This window comes from Serratia sp. CY83965 (genome assembly GCF_052166375.1).
In the GTDB taxonomy this organism is placed as follows: domain Bacteria; phylum Pseudomonadota; class Gammaproteobacteria; order Enterobacterales; family Enterobacteriaceae; genus Serratia; species Serratia marcescens.
Genome location: NZ_JBJNOV010000001.1, coordinates 1,220,180 through 1,237,533, shown reverse-complemented (window position 1 = coordinate 1,237,533; position 17,354 = coordinate 1,220,180). Strand labels below are relative to the sequence as shown.

Below are 17,354 nucleotides of genomic sequence, written 5' to 3'. Positions count from 1 at the left end.
CGGAGCGGGTTACATTTGGTTGTTCGGTTTATCGGTGTCCCCACCGTGGGGATCGGGATGTGTGTGGTCGTTGAAAATTTCTCTGACCCGCGTCAGCGTGCTTTTGCCGTCGGAAATATCCCCCGTGGCGGACAGGTCGCCGGCAACGGCAGTGTCTGCCTGCAGTTCCGTTTTACCTTTCACCGTCAGCGTGTCCGTTATTTCTACCGGCCCGCGCAACGTCCCTTTGCCGATAATTTCATAGGTGCCGTTTTCGGGGAGCGTCAACGTAAAAGCGTGCGTTTCGCGGTTGTAACGGAACTCGGCGCCGTCGCTGAATCGGGTGATGTGTTCCGCGTCGCTGCCTTCTGGCGCCGGCATGGCGCCCGTATTCCAGCCCGGGAAAACACGGCCGTTATTCAGCTCCCCGCTTTCTGAGAGCACCGTAACCGGATCGCCCACTGCACAGGGGTTTGAGTCACTGCGATAGGCGCCGGCGAAGCCCTGGCATAACGGGAGCCAGGTTGTAATATTCTCGCCAATCTCCACGCGGCAGAATGGCTGCGGGCCGTGCTTTACCGAATGAATAACCCCTCGTCGGACCATGTTGGCCACTCGGCGCTGCAGGTCTGATAACACGTCATCACTCATCGCCGGCGCCCTCTTTTTTCTCGTAAATAAGGCGATAATCGTCAACGTGCGCGCGGCCGATGTTTGGCGCCTTGCCCAGAAAGACCTTTTTCAATGGCCCGGCTTTCGACTCAAACGGATCCTCGCCCATCGCGGCCACCTGGCTGAACGTGATACGCCAGACGATATAATCATCCATTGCGATATCAAATTCATCCGGGCCAGCTCTGACAAACTCCGCCGGCTCCAACCCCTCAAGCCCAAACGTTCTCCCCTGGATCCATTGACTCAAGTCCGCGGCTGCCGTTCGGATGTAAACCTGGGGCTTTGTGATTTCGTTTGTGCCGGCACGGTCAACGACAACAAAGAGATCATGCTCAAACTCAACGCGCAGTTGGCCATCCGAACCGGGGGCATTTTCCCAGCCGGCGATCGACAAATACACCGCCGGCGTTTCCAGCTGCGTCACTACTTCCGGGTAATCATCTGCATTGGCCACCCACTCAATTTCGCGCAGTGCGGACAATATCGCGTCGTGATAGCTCGCCATTAAAATCGGTGTTGGCATAAACCCCTCACACGTTGATCCGCGCCTTCACGCGGCCTTTTAAATCCGTTTCAAAGTGATGGAAGAAAATCCGCGCCACGTCCGAAAATGCGTTGTCTTCGATGTAATCCAGCATCGGAGCATAGATATCTACCTCGGCCTCTTTTGCGCGGCGGGTCTGAGGGTCGCGGATCAATACTGTCCGACGGCCGGCGCGCGTTCGGCCCACTTCACCATCAGGGAAGTTTTTTGCAGCCAGCAAGGCCCCTTTAGGCTCAAACCCAACTTCAGCGGCGGCCCGGCGCCTGGCTGCGATAAATCGCCCCGTTCTCGGGTCCCGACGGTCATGATGAGGCCGGATCCGACCTTTTACCCGGCCTTTCAAGTCCTTCACCTTGATAGCATTCAGACCAAACCACAATTTACCCTCGTCCAGCTGGGAGCCACGGGTTAGGCGAAACGACAGGAGACGCCGGCGGATCATGGATTGGTTGCGCGGCGCTATGCCGGCCTTCATATCGGCAACGACACGCTTTCGCAACGTCGCGGCAGTACGGTTTAATGCCCGGGAGTAGGCGCGCAAATACTGCTTATGGTTCGCGCCGGCGGAAACGGCTATTCGCTGTAGCACCTGCAGATCGATATCAAACGGCAGATCACGCCTTAACCTGCTTGCTCGGGCCATATCATTAACTCCATTTGTCGATCGCCGGCGCGGGCTTCCCTGGCACTCCGCGCGCCAATGTAACAACACAGGTTCCTGTGTCGTCCGGGCCGACCTTCACCACCCAAAAGGCCTCCGCGCCAATCTCCACCCGATCTTTAGGCTTCAGGCCTGCAATCAGCGCCGTTTTTACAAATAAACGAGGGGCGACGTCCTGGACCGTGGCGGCGCCATAAGGCAGGGTAGTATCAGCGGCCGGCTCATCAAAAACGGCACGGACAGGCGTCGGCGATCCATTGATAAACACCTTCATTTCCCGCCCCATCGCCTCAATAATTCGGCTGTCAGCATCGAAAAGAGCCTCATCAAAAAGGTTATCGAACCCATCCATGCCGCCCCCTTAAAGCTCTGTAACGTAGCCAGCGTCTTCCAGCTCGTCCACGTCCGAATCCAGCACGCGGACCGTATCGCCGGCATACGCCATTTTCACCGGTTGATTGCGCGTCTCATGCAAGGCGTTGATGTGCAACGTCGTCAGCACGCGGACCGTTACCCACTCGATTTCGCCTTCTGATTTTGGCGCCATTGGCTGGCGTTGTTCGGTGGTCGCCTGCAGCAACGGACCGGCACCAGAGATCCCACCGGTGCCACCGTCTGTACCGTCGCCGTCTTCCTCCTGAGCCTCGATTTCCTCTTCGGCTTCGCGGATACGCAGTTGCAAAACTGCGATAGTTCCTTCCGTGCTCAGTTCACGGCCCAGCACCTTGCCCAACTCGCCCAGCTTGGCGATCAAATCGTCTTTAGCAGCCATTGTGTTCTCTCTCTAAAACAGGGGAAAAGGGGCCGTAGCCCCTACAGGATGGGTTAAGCGACTTTCACCACCACGAACTCATTGGCATCAGCCAATAGCATCAGCGGCGCGGTTTGCGTCATGGTGTATTCGCGCGCCGGATCGCCCGTTTGAATCCAGTTTTTTGGATAACGGCGGGCCTTGGTAATGCCTTCGTTCAGCGCCTCAACATCCTGAATAGCGCCATAGGTTCGGATACCCCGCGCCTCGTTATTACCCATCACAAAGGTGTTTTCAGGCATGTAGTTGGTTTTTTTCTGGGTCTTAGGGTCGATATACTGGCCAACGTAAACCACGATGGCCACATCGCCATACATGCCCTTAACCGATACCGCTTTGCCCAAATCCTTCAACGCGGTTTCCAGGTAAGCCACAGATCCCCGGCGGGTATCGAGCTTTTTCTGCACCGCTTTGAAAGACTGGAAGAGGGACCAGGCTTTAGGATCCATCACAACCAGATTGACAATCCCGGACGCATTGAGCGCGTACTCCTCAAGATCTCCGGTCGGGTCGTAGGTTTCCTTGTCCTGGGTAGACCAGCGACCGGCGCCAGCCTGCGTGATGTTGTTGGCCGGGTCGCGCTGCAGGTCTACTTCGACCTCTTCGAACGCTTCGCCGGTCATGATGTATTTGCCACTGATCACCGCATCGACAGCCTGTTTTTCTTCAACCTGGGCGATAGCCAATTCTTCATCTTTCAGGTTCTGCAGGATGATGCGATTACGACGATAAGCGGGATCTTTCAACTGCTCCGGATCTTCATCTGGCAGACGACGCAGCACCATTTGCGGGTTAACTTCGTGCTTTGGCTTAACGTAGCCCGGCTTAAATTGCGTGGTCAGGCCGCCACGCGAACGCAGCACTTTACCCTCAACCGTTGGAGAGATATAAACCGCCATTGCGACCTCGCCGGGGATCTTGGCCAGGTCTACGGTTTCACTATCAAATTCGTAGCTTTCACGGTAGAAAATACGCAGAAACAGCGGGTCAAACTTGAATTTTGTCTCAGTGACGGCGATCAATTTGCTCGTCGAGTACATGGATTGGGACATGAGTTTTCCTCATAAAAAAACCGCGCCAGGCGCGGTTATAAAGTGGTGATCGTGAGCTATTAGTTAACGCTGATAGCCGTACCGGCAAAGGCGTTAAATTTCAGTTCATCAGTGGCCGCAGCTTCTGGCCATTGCACTTCCTCAACCCGGAATGTACCGGATTTGTAGTACGTGATTTTCGGTTGCGGGCCATCGATGGCCAGCGCCAAAATAGCAACGGCCGTCCCTGCTTTTGCCCCATCCCATGCCACCAGCGTGTTAGTGTCTTCTTTCAACATTAGCGGGGTGAGCGCCGGCGTTGCCGCAGTAAGGCCACTAATGCCGATCGCGGTATGTGCCGCATCGCTGCCACCAAGGGGCTGAACATGCTTAAACTCTTCTTGATTTACCATTCTTGGATTCCTTACACCGGGGTGTTCATTAAATCGTCAATATCGGTCTTGGCCGTAGCCACTTGCCCCAGCGCTTCGGGAGAATCGGCCATCAGGCGATCAAGTCCCGTTTCAGTCCGCACCTGAGCGCTTTCCGGCATACTGGCAAGAATGCGCTGGGCATTTTCTACCGTCATGCCTGGCGTGGCTGCCAGGGCACGCGCGGAAGCGCCACGGCCTTTCGCCTCATCACAATCTAAAATCCCCATGATGCGGGCATTTTCGGCCTGAATGGCATCATTAACGGCCGCTGTTACATTTCCTGCGGGCTGAGCCGCTGCCGGATCCGCTACCGTTTGTGCTGTAGCCACTTCTGATCCTGTTGGCGTATCCGCTGCGGTTTGGGTTTGATTTACTGACATTTGGCCTCCTATAGACCGGGTTACTTTTGAGTTGCTGATAGCCTCACGCATGACCGCTAACGCATCGGTGTTGATAACCAGTTCGTCAGACAGACCTGCGTCTATCGATTCCTGGCCGGTATACACGGCCGCTTCGGTATCGAGCACCGCCTGAACGGAAATACCGGTATAGCCCGATACTTTTTCCGCAAAGGCTTGCCGGATGGCGTTCATTTTTGCCTGAAATGTTGCCCGGACCTCCTTTGGCAAGGCTTCCCAGGGGTTCCCGTCCACCTTGTGAGCACCAGCAAAAATCAGGGTGATATCAACCCCGGCTTGCTCCAGATTGCCGGCGTAATTACTGTGGGCCATCAGGACGCCGATAGAGCCGGTTTTAGCCGTTTGCGTGACTAATCGCCGAGAGCACGCGCTGGCCAGCAACTGACCGGCGCTGCAGTTCATATCGTTGGCCAATGACCATATCGGCTTTTGATTACGCAGGCGGGCGATAATGTCGGCCGCATCAAATCCGCCGGCGACCATCCCGCCCGGGGTGTCCATATCGAGCAAAACCCCGTCAACGTCGGGATCGTTAATTGCCGCTGTCACCCGGGAAACAATCCCGTTGTAGCCGGTCATACCAGAATACGGACGCAAAGAGCCGGACTTGCTGACCAATGTCCCTGATATCGGGACAATGGCGATCCGCCCCTGGATGTCATAGCCGTTATCCGAGACAGTCACTCGCCCCGGCCCATAAGACGCGGCTAATTCCGTCATTTGCGGCGGTGATAAGACCGTGTTTGTTGTGCCATCAATCAGGCGCCCCACGCCCAGCTCGTTACCCAACGCGCAAAAGAAAACCCGCGCATAGGCGGGTTCTAATAAAAGCGGCTCATTGAGTGCCATACTGGCGATATGGGGCAAGTTACGCGCTTGATCCACGCTGACCTCCCTCGTTTTGTGTTGAGTTCTGCAGCTGAGCCTGGAAAGCTGCAGCCACCCACGCAGGCTGCGTTAAGCCGGCGGCCTTGCGTTCTTCTGCTTCCCGGACCTGCTGGCGGAAAATGTCCTGATAATCTTCGCCCAGCTTGCCGCACTCCTTTTCAAAGGTACTTAAACCCGCCTCTATCAGCATGACGGACTCCTGCACCTCTTTCAGGCCATCAATGGCCATGCGACCGGCGCCGATCCATTCTGAATTACTCCAGGCGCATCGCGCCTCACTGAACGAGAAACGGGCACGGGACGGCATTTTTACCACCCCACGGATCAAGGCTTCTTCCAGCCAGCAGGAAAACATCATGCTCGCCTGGCGTGACGCAATAAACTTGCGGCGGCCGAGGAAGTAACGCCAGGATTCGTTAGCCGATGCCCGGGCACTGGAGTAACTCACCTGCGAATAATCGCGGGAAAGCTGTTCATAGGACACCCCCAGGCCGGCGGCGATGTATCTCAACAGCGACTGTTCAAAGACTGAATAGCCGTTATCCGCGTTCTGCGCGGTTTTCAGTTCCAGTTTGTCCCCAGGGAACAGGTGCGGGACTTTGGCACCGCCAAACTTCACTTGCGCGGCCTGGTAATAAATCAGGTATTGCTGCAGGAATTTATTCATCGGGGGTTCCTGGCCTTGCGCGTTCCCCGCCCCCAGGATGTAATCAAACGCCTTTTCTGTATCCAGCTCAGATTCAATGGTTGCGGCATACATCGCCTTAACGATCGCACTCTGCAGCTGCGTGTTCTGCAGCGTATCGAGCATCTTCATCTGCTCCATCACGCTGTAAAACCGGTTGGCACCACGCGTCTGGCCATCCTCCAGGGGTTCAAAGATGTGGATCATCGCCGGCCGACCATTTGCCAGCTCACGGGGCACATAGGAAACACGGCGGGTGCCCCAGCTCGGATAGCTGTCATCCACCACGTTGTAGCCAATGGCGGCACCATATTTGTCCAGCGAAACACCGGCCCGCTGTGTATTGCTGTCGAGCACTCCTGGTGCGTTTCGGATACGTTTGGGGCTGACCATCTTAAACTGCGTGCGAAACAGTCGATGCGGAGCACGATCCCAGCAAGGCTGGGTAAAGACTTCCCCGTTAAACGCGTGCATGGCCACGCCTTCACGGATCATCATCGTAAAGGTTCGTTTGCGCTCCACGTCCAGGCAACAATCAGGGTCCTCTGCGTACTCTCGCCAGGCCGCTTCTACCTCGTCAGAAAACGCCCGAGACTCTTCTTCAGCGATACCGAGATATCGCCAGTTTGGCCGATAGCTAAGGCGAAAGAAGGAGCCGACGATATGATCCTGGTGCAATTGCACACCATTGGCTGCGTAGCCGTTATTTCGCACCAGGTCATCCGCCCGGGCGTTCCCCCGTTCAAATTGCGGCAGTAATGCGGCGTCTACGCTCTGTGACGACGGTTGCCAGCCGGCAATTTGGCCACCAAAGCCCACACCGCCACCGGTATAACCAGCGTACTCACGCAGCGGCGTAGCGCCATCCGGGCCAAGTAAGGTTGGATTTTTATTCATACCCCGAACCCCGCCGGACCTCGGCGCCGACTGGCTAACCCCAGTTGAACCTCTAAATCGGAGATATAGGCGCGCAGCTCGTTTAACGTGGCGGAGGTGAACGTCACGGCGCGCCCGTCTTTTTGAATCGATGCCACACGTTTACCCGTTAGCAGTTCGTGTAAGGCTTTTCGGGCTTCTTCCAATTGTGCCAGTGTCGCCACGTTATCCTCCCAATTGAGCCGCAATAGCGGCGAGGTCATTATTACTTCTGGCCTGCTGGCCGGACGGTGATTGTTGACGGCTGGCCAGTAACACATCCAAATCCAGCTGCCAGCGCGAAACGCTGATACGCAAAGCCGCCAGGGCATAAACAAAACAGTCGAGGGCCTCGTTTCGGCGTTTTTTGGCGTCCCAGAGCAATTTAATTTTCCCTTTCTCATATTTTTCTATGAGTTCCTCTGCCGTCATCTGCTCGGCTTCGGCCAGGTCAAAAACCGCCGGATTATTCGGGTAGTGGATAAGCCCAGGAACGGGGGAGCCATCAGCGGAGCGCTCCAGTTTGTAGCGGCTGTAAATGACTTCTTTGGCGACGTCAGTGCCGATTTCTGTCAGAAAAACGCCATGACTGTTTTTCTTTCGCGGCATGTTGGCCACAGGCTTCCCATAAACACTGGCTCCCTTGATCGGGATTACCCGGAAGAGGCCCAGCTTTTTCGAACGGTTATAAACAATCGCCGGATCGATACCGCCAGAGTCCCAGCAAACGCGGCCAATGGTCATGATCGTGCCGTCGGCTAACTGGTACTGTTTGTTGATGGCCTCATCAACACGCAGCAACGTTTCCTCTTCATCGTGCCGACCCATGATAATCACGCGGTCGATCAGGAATGCCTCTTCACCTGGCGCCCAGCCCCACACACGCATTTCATAACGATCAAGCTGGGAGTCAATGCCGGCGGTGAGGTAAACCACACGATCGGGCACTTCTGCCCGGTAATGTTCGGCCAGTTCGAGCAGGGTTTCAGGTAACGGACGCTCCCCCACTTCCTCGGCCCAGGTTTCGCCAAGCGTCGTGTTGGTGAACGTTTTCAGCTTGCCCGGGTCGCCCTTCGTCTTTCTAAAGTCCTTAACGATTTGCGCCCAGGTAGTAAACGAGCTGTAAGCGGTCCAGATGTGAAAGGATACTGATTCAGGGGGATCAACCTCCTGCCCCGTCGATTCGAACCAGCGGAGGCCATCAGCCGTGTAAAGGCCCGTGTTTTCACAGATATAACGCGCATCACTAAAATTAAGTTCCTGCTGGCGTATCACGCAGGCGTTATGCTCACAGAGATAAAAAACCGTCTTCGGCTTCCCTGATTCCCACTTAAAACCGTAGGGCGTTTCACGATCGCCGAACTTTAAAAACTGCTCCACGCCGCAATGCGGGCATTTCACATGAAAACGCATCAAATGCCCGGATTCACTGGCGGCGCGTTCTATCTGGCATATGCCCCTGATTTTTGGTGTAGATCCGCGTATCGACTTTGGCCACACTGAGCCTTCTATGCGTTTATCGCCCAGGAACGTCGGAGAGCCTTCCTTCTCCACATCCTCATCAAAAGCAGCCAATTCGTCATAGCCGACATAGTCGACCGATTTTTCACGGTAGTTTTTTGCCGCTTTACCCCCCAGGCACCAGAAACCCCGACCGTTCGAAAAACGCTTCATCGACAGCGTGTTGTCGCGGTGTTTTTTTCCGTACCAGGTAGCCATTGCCAAGAGACTGGGCACGTCGCGGATCGTCGGTTCGACGTGCGACTTCATAAAATTTTCAGCGTCGCCATCCGTCGGCTGCCACAAAAGCCCGTTTCGCTGTTTGTGCTGGATAAAATACGCCACGACGGCCAGCAACATTTTTGAATAGCCGACGCGCGCCGACTTAATCAGGTTCACCTCCCGAATGTCATCGCTTCCCATTGCGTTCATGATCGCAACTTGGAACGGCATCGTTTCCCAGCGCCCCTCTTGATAGGAGGATTCTTTGGGGATGTAATAATATTCGTTTGCCCACTCTACCGCCGTCATAGGAACGGGGCGGAATAGCGAGCGCAGACCGGCGGCAACCCAATAACGCAGCCGATCAATCCGTTTGTTCGATATACTCATTCAGCAACCCCGGAAGAATTTCATCCAGCGCAGCCGCTTTATTCATGGCTTTCACCACATCCCGCTTTAAAAATTCGATATGCCGATTTTCCAGTTCAGGAAAGCGCCGCTGCATTGAGAGAGGAATACCGTCAAGAATGCCGGCAATCTCCCCCGCGACCTTTGACAGGACAAACATGCAGAAGCCGGTTTCCACTACCTCGGCGGAGTCTTTAGCATTCTTTAATTCCTGGCCGTCGGCCTGAGCGCGGGTTAAACGGTAGCGCTCATAATCGATAGTGCCGGGCTGCAAGGCCTCATCCCCGCTTTGCTGCAGGGCGTCCAGCTCTTTACGCAATATCTCGTTTTCTAGCGAGGCCTCGCGGTCGGCGTACCAGGTAATAACGTCCTTTGTCGAATAGGTATTTTCCCCGCCTTTACCGCCGTTCCCCTCGCCGGCCACTACCGGCATTCCTTGCGATTGCCATGTGGTGATCGTGCGCGTTGAAACTTCGAAGAGATCCGCCAGTTGTGCCTTTGTTACATTCATAAATCCCCCCGAAACTCCTTTTTATTAACATTTATTTAACCGGGAAGTGATTTCCCGAAAATCGAGAGGATCTCGATAGGATCACTTCCCGCTCTGGCCACAGGTGAATCAAGTAAAAACAATGCGTTAGGTATCAAGTGAGAAGGAAGTAGGATCCGCGTCCAAAAAGCTCATAAATAGCGACTTTTCGCGAGTCTAGCGCCCCTCGGTGTTTTGAACCCCAGGAAGGACCCATGAAAATTGATAGCAACGCTCATCCAGTCTTGTTTTAACCCTTGCTTTTCGATAAAAAAACCCGCCGGAGCGGGTTTAGTCATTCTTGCTTCACGCTTTATTACGAAATGCTATCGGGAAAAGAGCAGGTAAAGTTTACCGACACCTCTAAACTTGTATCCGGTGCTCGCTCAATAATATACCCCTGATCTAACGAATAAAAATTGGCAACCTTACCAAACACCCAAAGCTCTACTGTTGCCGCTGGAAGAGATTTACCATTTTCAAAAATATTACTGCTAACAACAGCTAATGAATATGGCAATGGATTCTCTTCCGCATCCATTGGCAAGTAACGCAAGCTGGCAGAGATATGAGTATCTGGGAAAGCAGGGATCTCATCGCCATACTTACTAATTAATTCAACTGTTGTTTTGGAGCGATAAACACGTTCATCTTCATGAAACGCTTTTTGTTTTGAAAAATCAGAGCCAACATTAATAATCCCATTGGGAAGATTTGTCGTCACTCCACCAACAACAAGGTTCACTGCATCTTTATAAACAGATAGTTTCATACAAAAATCCTTAATGTGAGTTTTCCATTGGAACTTAAATAACCAGGTGATAAAAACATATAAAAATGCACAACTACCTTATTAGACATATTTTTTAAATGCCAGAATCTCATGATAATTAAGTTCAAACATCATCTGATCTGTAGATAATTTTCGCATCAGATGCATTTACATTAAGAAATTACTTCCAATAATAAAATTGAAAACTACTGTGCCATCCTTGGTACAATGCATTATCGATGACCTTCGTAACGGCCACTTTGAATACCGTTGGTATTAGCAGTCAGAATCCGGTCGGGCCACCGCACGACAGGCCCACATGCAGGCTTCCTGCATCTTGGTGTGGGCGATAGCCAGGCAACGTGCGGCCTCATGCGCTTCAGCTGAGTGATTTCCCGTTTCACTTAACTCAGCTGCAACCTCATCACGCTCAGTTTCGATCAGATTGCAAAAGTGCCGGCTGGCATCTTTGAGACGGTTCATGCGCTCAATATCACCTGGCGTTAAAGTGCGGTATCCCTTCACGGTACTACCGTCTTGCGGTTTAGCTTCGCTCATATAGAACTTCCTGCTGGTTCGTTGGATATAACCCCGGCGATGCAGTTGAACACCACGCGAGAATTCGGTGTGTTTATTCTGTCAAAGGCATTCGGTGAATGCCCTTTGCAGAATTTTATAAATTCACCCCAATTGCAGAACGCTGTGCTCTTCCGAATCCGAATAAGCAATCAGGCCGTTGTACTCCTCAACCATCTCGCCATCCTCAGCCTCAAACTCCGGAATAGTGCCGGTGGTAATGGTGTAGGACGGCTGGCCTTCCTCTTCTGCGAAACGTGCCAGCTCTTTAATCTGTTCCAGGGTAAGTACGATTTTGCTCATTGTTTCTCCCGGCGGCTTCCCGCCACTGATTCAGCGTGACCACTTGGCCGGCGCATATTGATAAAGCTGTTTGCAGTGCCAGCGCATAGCTCCCGATGTCCCCCCAGGTATTACCCTGCAACGTCGGGCGCTCGCACAGCCTAAATGTAGATTCAGGGGGTAACAGGATGATGGGGGCCGGTGGCGGTGGCATCCGTGCCGTGCAGGAGGCCAAGCACAGCGTCAGGAGCACGGCCACGGGCGCACTCATCGTTTTTGATAGCATCCTGAAACTTCCTTTGATAGATTTCGGCCTGCTGACGCAGCTGCTGTTCTCGTTGTTGTTGTGCTGCTTCTAGAGCTCTATTCTTCCGCTCTTGTTCTTGCAGTGTTGAGATCAGTCCTGACTGCTGCGCCAGCGTCTTCTGCTGCTCTACAACCTGTTGGCGTGTCAGCTCCAGCCGATGCGACAATAACGCGCTGTAGCTGCCGAGGCAGATAGCAGCCAGCAATAACAGCACCAACCCGCCCTGCATCAGTTTTTGCAGCCAACTGCTCATGCAGGGTAATCCCGAAACGCCAGCTGGAAGTGCGGGCCGTCTTTCAAGGTTTTCCAGTCGCCGCCCCACTCGATCACCGTCCCCAATTCTTTGCCGGCCTGTTTAAACGCTGCGGCGATCTGTTCGTAATATTTCCAGTCCCAGCTGATGTTGGCGCCCAAATATGCAACCACATCCACCGCGTGCCCCGTCAAATGGCGGCTGTTCATTGTCTGGCTGGCACCAGCGGCAACCATCTTTTTTTGACGCTCACGGCTACGGAGCCCTTCAGTGATACCGAAATCAACAGACGATAGCTCAAGAGCCCGGCGAACAACCGCTACCAACGCAGGATTGACGCCAACCAGGTTTTTCTCGCTGCGTTGGCTGAAACGGTAATTAGACGTCATTTTTAGGCTTCTCCTTTTCATCCATTGGCGTGTGGGTCTTCATGCTGGAAAAAGTGCGGAGAATTGCCAGGCAACGTTCCACACCGATGCCACCAATCACGACGCCAATCAGCAACGCGTTGTCCTGGCTCATTCCGAATAGCTCCAGGGAGTTGATAACGCCCAGAGAGATCAGCAAGCAAATGGCCCCAGCATAGAGCGCATCCAGCCACGATTTGCCATCACGCAAGGTCAGCAAGGTAGCCATGCCGAACGCAGCGAACGAACCATAAAGCACAGGTGCATTAGTTTTCATCCACAGCAAAGTAGCCTCCAGGAACCCCGGCGGCAGGTGTTGATTATTCATTGCCCGACTCCGGGTTTCAGAAAGTAAAAAGCCCCGGCGGATGCCAGGGCTAAGATTGGGTGCCGGTCTTTCCCGGCTGTCAGCAATTAACCCTAAGAATTACACGCGCAACGCGATCGCTGCGCACTTAGGATAATCGGTCTTTCCCGACGGTCACATCAAAGGGGCGCACTCAGCAAACCCCAGGGCAGGGATTAACTAATGCTTGTCTACTGAATACGCTTCTCTAATGATTAACTCTACGGTGCCGGGTGCCTCCCGATGAGCCTTTGTCCAGCATCCATGGCTCGCGTCTTTTAAGCATTGACACATTACTGATTCGCCCCTCCGCTAGGGGGATTCACCGTAGAAGTTAGATGCTATCTCAGTGAATTTTAAATTAGAACATGCAGCCTAATTTTTCAGAAACTTCTAATGGAAGATTAACTAAATATAACTTTAAACTCCCCAGCAACCCTACTACCGTTGGAAAACACCACCAGCAGTCGAAATCTGATCCACCAAAACGCAAAAGCCCCGGCGGATGCCAAGGCTTGGGCTAGATGCCGGTCTTTCTCCCGGCTGTCACTTCTCATCAGAGGGGCGCACTCAGAAACTCCCCACCAAAGGGTTCGATAGTGCGTATCAAAACTAAATGCGCCCTTCTGCTGTTAGTGCTAAATGTATTCTTCTGGATAGTCAGCCATCAGATGATCTTCATAGTCAGAAAGAAGCATTAAGGAAAACGCAACATCACGCATGTTTGCATTATCCATTGCGGCCATAACTGTAAGCTTAACTAACCTAAACGACGTTCCGAGCTCAAAACCATTCATCATTAAAAAGATAGAAGCAGCCTGAAACGCTGTGCGCTTGTTCGCATCGTTAAATGCATGAGCCTTAGCGATCGCAACCAAATACATCGCCGCTAACATAAAAACATCGTCGCATTCTTCATATTGATGCAATGTATGAATACGATTCAATGCACCTTCAAGAAGATCCATGTTAGGCGGACCACTATTAGGTAATGTTGACGACTGAATATCTATAACCTGCTCCGTGGTAAGAAACTCAATCGCCATCACTTATCCTCCAGCGCTTTAATGATGCCAGCGTGTTTCTTTTTAGTCTTTTCCTTGGCCTCATCAAAACTGACACGTTTACTGTTAGATTTGAACACCGAGCTAAAGATACTTTTACTTTCTATGCCCATATAGCGACGCGGCTCTTGTGCGGAGGCTATTGTAATATCAGGGCGTCCGCGTTGAGTTACTGTGATGCTTTCTCCGTTGCGGAGTGCATCCAGAACATCAGCCAGTTCTTCTCTCATTTTGGTATAGCTAATCGTTTTCATGCTGACCTCCAATCTGTACATGTACAGAATATCTCAATCAGCTCACAATACAACCACCAGATACAAAAAAACCCGCACGGAGGCGGGTCAATCAACGTCAGGCGCAAAACACCCATCGTTAGAGAAATGATTCCACAAAAACCGCAAAAACGCAAGAAACAGCCACTAAAAAAATCAAAAATATCGATAAAGTGCTCACTTCGTCACTTTCGACAACTGATCCCCTGCTATTGATTCTTGCTTTTCGCACTCAGTAATAAGCTGTTCGTAGAATGGCTTATAGAGACAGCGCCAAGATGATTCAGGAAGATCGGGAATATATTCCTGTATGGCTCTATAGGCTTTCGATGCCGGTAGGCGTTCATATCCTCGCCCAGAACAGCGCTTGCATGGTTTCTTCACTGGTGTGCCCTGCCGTTCTGACTCAGCTTTGTCGACCACCACGCAGCGCCCACGGCAATCATTGCACGCCGTCTTGATGACTCGCTTGCCGTTACATTTCGGACACACCTTGCGCGTAACATCATAGAAGGTGTGCTTCACCAGCATCTCCCGGCCTTCAATTAGCGTAATTGACGCGGGCAGGTCTCCACGAACAAAGCTATAGGACGTGTCGTGAGCCTGAGCCAATTTATTCATGACAAACTTCCGTTCCTCTATGAACCCCTCGTCACACGCATCACAGGGCACCTCACTGGCAGCACTACGGCAGTAATCCATATACGCAAACACAGCCAACGTGAGCACCACTCTGGCCTTTACCTCTCCCGGCAGCTTGCGGATTGCAGCGAACTTGTCGCAGTACGCCATACCATGCTTTGCCAACAGCACTACAGCTTTCACCTTATCCGTTTCGCTTATGCCCACTTTACCCAGGAACGCTGCCAGGCCAAACTCAGCTTGCGCCTGGCACATCCCGAATGCCGCCATCACGTCAGTACCGGTCAAAGAATCCGAAGCCGTCGCGCGCGGTGAATCGCTAAATGTCGGTGATTTCGGTGCAAAGTATTTCGGAATCGACTCTAATCTCATTGTTTTTCTCCCACGGCTTCCTGAAGTTGCTGGCGAATTTTTTGTAATAGCTTGCTGGCCTGGCGGTGAACTTTTTCCGATCGCTTGTCGGCGGTAGAAAGCAGCAAAAGCTGCTCGTTCAGATTGGCTGTGTTGAGCAGCGCATCGCAGACGTTCCGGTACTGCTGGCGTGTTATGGTCACCTCTTTCATGAGATAGCTCCCATGCATACCGAGTAGTCAAAGAACTGAGCGAACAAATCTGTTTGGCTCCCATGCTCGGCTTCCCACGCTGCGGGCTCGTCATGCAAATTGCGGTGGCAGGTGCGACACAACGGGATTGTCAGGTAGTCGCTTGGCTTGGTTCCCATCCCGCCCAAACCGTGGCCGATGATGTGGTGAGGGTCATCAGCTCGGGCGCCGCAGCCAAGGCACTTCTGTGATTTAACCCAACGGGTGTATTTGCTGTCCTCTACGCGGGTAAGCTTCGGCCGCAGCAGGAAGGCCTTGGGCGGTTCAGGATCCACGGTGAAGCACTTGACCGCCTGCTTGGAAATAATCGCAGTGGCCGCCGGCGTGCAGTCCATCTCGGATTCCTTTCGGGTGCCGGTGATAACCTTCGGCTCTGGCAAGTCGGTGACGGTGCGCGCGACGTCATCGGGGATCAGGTCGAATACACCGGATAGCATGGCCCACAGCATCAGCTCTGGGATTGTCAGCTGCCCCTCAGACTTCAGGCGATGTTTGGCCGTTGCTACCACCCAGCGAGCCGTGTTGCGAGCAGCGATTTTTTCAATCTTCGGTGATACACCCAGGCTTTGTTTGTAGCATTGTGGGCAGATGCGAACAGCTGAATGCCCTACCCGTTCCGTGTCCAGAATCGTCGCCGGCCGATCATGCTTGCTGTACTGGCATTTCGTGAACTGCGTCGCCCAGGCTTCAATCGCGTTAACCCCACCGCAGGCGTTTGTGACGCGCTCATGCTTGAAGAAATCCTGCAGGCGCGGGTCATTGGCGATCTCATGCTCCACTGCCGGCAGAATGCCTTCAGGCGAGCTCTTGAACTCTTCCGGCAACGTGGTAACCATCACACGGCCTGTCATGTACGGCGCCAGCTTTTCGTCTACCGGGATCAGGGCAATACCCAGATCACGCTGCACAGCTGCTTTGACTATCGCTCTCATGCCTGAACTCCTGACATTGCGTAAGCTCTGGTTAAAATTGGGCGCCACTGCTGGCGAGCCTTGCTCTCGTCCACGTTTCCAAATCCGTTCTTGCGTACCTGCTGCTGCGCGCGTTTCTCAGCGTCATTTTCTGGCATCGCTGCATCACGGATCAGGCGATCGAAAGCCTCATCGAAATCAATCTCCGGCGCGTCACCGGCCACCGGCTCTTGGCGCTGCTGTTCGACTGCTTCGGCCATAGCGGTTTTGTAGCTGCGCTGACGATCCCAGGCTTTGGCAGCTGCCAGATACCCACCGAACCGGATGGCATCGAAAATCATCTTGGCGCTGAGCATGTGACCCATCTTCGGATCGCCCAGAAGCAGACTTGCGCGGTGTTCAGCCACCAGCTTCAGTTCGGCGGCGCGGTTGCCTTCAGCCAGGCGCTCGGTAATCTCACGCAACGTGTCGGCACGCTTTGGCGTCCTGCCTTTAATTTTTTCATTCAGAAAATCGAGAACTTCCCCAGCCTCAGCTGATGGGTTCTCTGCTGCAGCATCGCCTTGGGAGGCTTTGGGGGGATTTTCTTTTGGTTCAATGACTGGTTCAAAAGAGTGACTGGTTCTGGTGCCATCTGCTGGCATAGGGGGTGTGCTTTCTGACGGCACACCCTGTGTCACCTGCTGGCACCCCCCTGTGCTTTTTGACGCCATAGGGCTATGCTTTTTGACGGCACAGGGGGCTATGCTTTCTGACGGAACAGGGTTATCCAGTGTCAGATAGTAGAGATTCGAGGTATTACCCTTGCCGTTGTTCACGCCCAGGCGGTTCTCTTTGGTGAGTAAACCCATCTTTATCAATGCCTCAATGTGCGCCCGTACAGCGCTTTTGCTGCACTCACAGTGGTCAGCGACATGCTGATATGAAGGCCAGCACTCGCCCTTGTCGTTCGCGTTATCAGCTATCTTGATCAGCACCAACTTGCGCAGTGGGTTGCCCACTTTGATGCTCATAGCCTGCGCCATCAGGTTCATGCTCATACTTCGACCCGCTTAAATTTCTCTTTGAACCTCTCAAGGGGTTGCATGCACTCATGCGGATAACCCTCTCGCGTGAAAATGACCTGGCGCTCAACCCGATCCCAGCGGATGACGTGAACCTGCACGCCCCGCCAGTCCGTGTAATACCGATCGAGCTCAGTGCTTTGCGAGCCTGACAT

At 53.3% G+C, this 17,354-nt stretch carries 26 protein-coding genes; all 26 read right to left on the bottom strand.

Annotation, left to right across the window (positions count from 1 at the left end):
* Positions 1 to 9: 9 nt before the first annotated feature.
* On the bottom strand, positions 10 to 630 hold the full coding sequence (locus ACJ8PL_RS06260; protein WP_442530952.1) for a phage baseplate assembly protein V: 621 nt from the start codon (positions 628 to 630) through the stop codon (positions 10 to 12).
* A complete protein-coding gene (locus ACJ8PL_RS06255; protein WP_430969633.1) occupies positions 623 to 1,177 on the bottom strand; it encodes a hypothetical protein in 555 nt (184 codons plus the stop codon). Before ACJ8PL_RS06255 ends, ACJ8PL_RS06260 begins: the two co-directional genes overlap by 8 nt.
* A gap of 7 nt (positions 1,178 to 1,184) precedes the next feature.
* A complete protein-coding gene (locus ACJ8PL_RS06250; RefSeq protein ID WP_420286670.1) occupies positions 1,185 to 1,841 on the bottom strand; it encodes a hypothetical protein in 657 nt (218 codons plus the stop codon).
* A gap of 4 nt (positions 1,842 to 1,845) precedes the next feature.
* Positions 1,846 to 2,211, bottom strand: coding sequence for a head-tail joining protein (locus tag ACJ8PL_RS06245; RefSeq protein ID WP_197788644.1), 366 nt, complete (start codon positions 2,209 to 2,211; stop codon positions 1,846 to 1,848).
* A gap of 9 nt (positions 2,212 to 2,220) precedes the next feature.
* On the bottom strand, positions 2,221 to 2,631 hold the full coding sequence (gene gpFI / locus ACJ8PL_RS06240; RefSeq protein WP_442530951.1) for a DNA-packaging protein FI: 411 nt from the start codon (positions 2,629 to 2,631) through the stop codon (positions 2,221 to 2,223).
* A 53-nt stretch (positions 2,632 to 2,684) separates the two neighbouring features.
* Positions 2,685 to 3,722 carry a major capsid protein gene (locus ACJ8PL_RS06235; RefSeq protein WP_171884969.1) on the bottom strand — a complete coding sequence of 346 codons (1,038 nt, stop codon included), beginning with the start codon at positions 3,720 to 3,722 and terminating at the stop codon, positions 2,685 to 2,687.
* Between the two features lie 59 nt (positions 3,723 to 3,781).
* Positions 3,782 to 4,114, bottom strand: a complete 333-nt coding sequence (locus ACJ8PL_RS06230) for a head decoration protein (protein WP_171884968.1) — start codon at positions 4,112 to 4,114, stop codon at positions 3,782 to 3,784.
* Positions 4,115 to 4,125: 11 nt separating this feature from the next.
* A complete protein-coding gene (locus tag ACJ8PL_RS06225; RefSeq protein WP_442531042.1) occupies positions 4,126 to 5,403 on the bottom strand; it encodes a S49 family peptidase in 1,278 nt (425 codons plus the stop codon).
* Between the two features lie 19 nt (positions 5,404 to 5,422).
* Positions 5,423 to 7,024, bottom strand: coding sequence for a phage portal protein (locus tag ACJ8PL_RS06220; protein WP_171884967.1), 1,602 nt, complete (start codon positions 7,022 to 7,024; stop codon positions 5,423 to 5,425).
* Positions 7,021 to 7,227, bottom strand: coding sequence for a phage head-tail joining protein (locus ACJ8PL_RS06215; protein WP_026142328.1), 207 nt, complete (start codon positions 7,225 to 7,227; stop codon positions 7,021 to 7,023). The genes ACJ8PL_RS06220 and ACJ8PL_RS06215 overlap by 4 nt, the downstream gene beginning before the upstream one ends.
* Before the next feature lies 1 nt (position 7,228).
* Positions 7,229 to 9,154 (bottom strand): phage terminase large subunit family protein, encoded by a 1,926-nt coding sequence (locus tag ACJ8PL_RS06210; RefSeq protein WP_442530949.1) that lies wholly within the window; start codon positions 9,152 to 9,154, stop codon positions 7,229 to 7,231.
* The gene (locus ACJ8PL_RS06205) at positions 9,129 to 9,683 is read right to left on the bottom strand and encodes a terminase small subunit (RefSeq protein ID WP_122078345.1); all 555 of its coding nucleotides are present in this window, start codon (positions 9,681 to 9,683) and stop codon (positions 9,129 to 9,131) included. Before ACJ8PL_RS06205 ends, ACJ8PL_RS06210 begins: the two co-directional genes overlap by 26 nt.
* Positions 9,684 to 10,017: 334 nt before the next feature.
* Positions 10,018 to 10,473: a hypothetical protein gene (locus tag ACJ8PL_RS06200; protein WP_420286682.1), complete on the bottom strand. Its 456-nt coding sequence runs from the start codon at positions 10,471 to 10,473 to the stop codon at positions 10,018 to 10,020.
* 276 nt (positions 10,474 to 10,749) lie between these two features.
* Positions 10,750 to 11,031, bottom strand: coding sequence for an Acb2/Tad1 domain-containing protein (locus ACJ8PL_RS06195; RefSeq protein ID WP_442530947.1), 282 nt, complete (start codon positions 11,029 to 11,031; stop codon positions 10,750 to 10,752).
* A 123-nt stretch (positions 11,032 to 11,154) separates the two neighbouring features.
* On the bottom strand, positions 11,155 to 11,352 hold the full coding sequence (locus tag ACJ8PL_RS06190; RefSeq protein WP_089180404.1) for a hypothetical protein: 198 nt from the start codon (positions 11,350 to 11,352) through the stop codon (positions 11,155 to 11,157).
* Complete coding sequence (lysC, locus tag ACJ8PL_RS06185; RefSeq protein ID WP_442530945.1) at positions 11,318 to 11,545, bottom strand: Rz1-like lysis system protein LysC; 228 nt, start codon at positions 11,543 to 11,545, stop codon at positions 11,318 to 11,320. The genes ACJ8PL_RS06190 and lysC overlap by 35 nt, the downstream gene beginning before the upstream one ends.
* Entirely contained in the window at positions 11,505 to 11,891 is a 387-nt protein-coding gene (locus ACJ8PL_RS06180; RefSeq protein ID WP_442530943.1) for a hypothetical protein, read from the bottom strand. The genes lysC and ACJ8PL_RS06180 overlap by 41 nt, the downstream gene beginning before the upstream one ends.
* A complete protein-coding gene (locus tag ACJ8PL_RS06175) occupies positions 11,888 to 12,280 on the bottom strand; it encodes a M15 family metallopeptidase (RefSeq protein WP_442530942.1) in 393 nt (130 codons plus the stop codon). Before ACJ8PL_RS06175 ends, ACJ8PL_RS06180 begins: the two co-directional genes overlap by 4 nt.
* Positions 12,270 to 12,626, bottom strand: a complete 357-nt coding sequence (locus ACJ8PL_RS06170; RefSeq protein ID WP_442530941.1) for a phage holin family protein — start codon at positions 12,624 to 12,626, stop codon at positions 12,270 to 12,272. The genes ACJ8PL_RS06175 and ACJ8PL_RS06170 overlap by 11 nt, the downstream gene beginning before the upstream one ends.
* A gap of 656 nt (positions 12,627 to 13,282) precedes the next feature.
* On the bottom strand, positions 13,283 to 13,690 hold the full coding sequence (locus tag ACJ8PL_RS06165; protein ID WP_442531040.1) for a type II toxin-antitoxin system death-on-curing family toxin: 408 nt from the start codon (positions 13,688 to 13,690) through the stop codon (positions 13,283 to 13,285).
* The gene (locus ACJ8PL_RS06160) at positions 13,690 to 13,962 is read right to left on the bottom strand and encodes a type II toxin-antitoxin system Phd/YefM family antitoxin (protein WP_442530939.1); all 273 of its coding nucleotides are present in this window, start codon (positions 13,960 to 13,962) and stop codon (positions 13,690 to 13,692) included. Before ACJ8PL_RS06160 ends, ACJ8PL_RS06165 begins: the two co-directional genes overlap by 1 nt.
* Before the next feature lie 195 nt (positions 13,963 to 14,157).
* Positions 14,158 to 14,994 (bottom strand): antitermination protein Q, encoded by an 837-nt coding sequence (locus ACJ8PL_RS06155; RefSeq protein ID WP_442530938.1) that lies wholly within the window; start codon positions 14,992 to 14,994, stop codon positions 14,158 to 14,160.
* A complete protein-coding gene (locus tag ACJ8PL_RS06150; RefSeq protein ID WP_442530937.1) occupies positions 14,991 to 15,185 on the bottom strand; it encodes a hypothetical protein in 195 nt (64 codons plus the stop codon). Before ACJ8PL_RS06150 ends, ACJ8PL_RS06155 begins: the two co-directional genes overlap by 4 nt.
* Positions 15,182 to 16,156, bottom strand: coding sequence for a DUF968 domain-containing protein (locus ACJ8PL_RS06145; protein ID WP_442530936.1), 975 nt, complete (start codon positions 16,154 to 16,156; stop codon positions 15,182 to 15,184). Before ACJ8PL_RS06145 ends, ACJ8PL_RS06150 begins: the two co-directional genes overlap by 4 nt.
* Entirely contained in the window at positions 16,153 to 17,175 is a 1,023-nt protein-coding gene (locus ACJ8PL_RS06140; protein WP_442530934.1) for a helix-turn-helix domain-containing protein, read from the bottom strand. The genes ACJ8PL_RS06145 and ACJ8PL_RS06140 overlap by 4 nt, the downstream gene beginning before the upstream one ends.
* Entirely contained in the window at positions 17,172 to 17,354 is a 183-nt protein-coding gene (locus tag ACJ8PL_RS06135) for a DUF4222 domain-containing protein (protein WP_075686568.1), read from the bottom strand. Before ACJ8PL_RS06135 ends, ACJ8PL_RS06140 begins: the two co-directional genes overlap by 4 nt.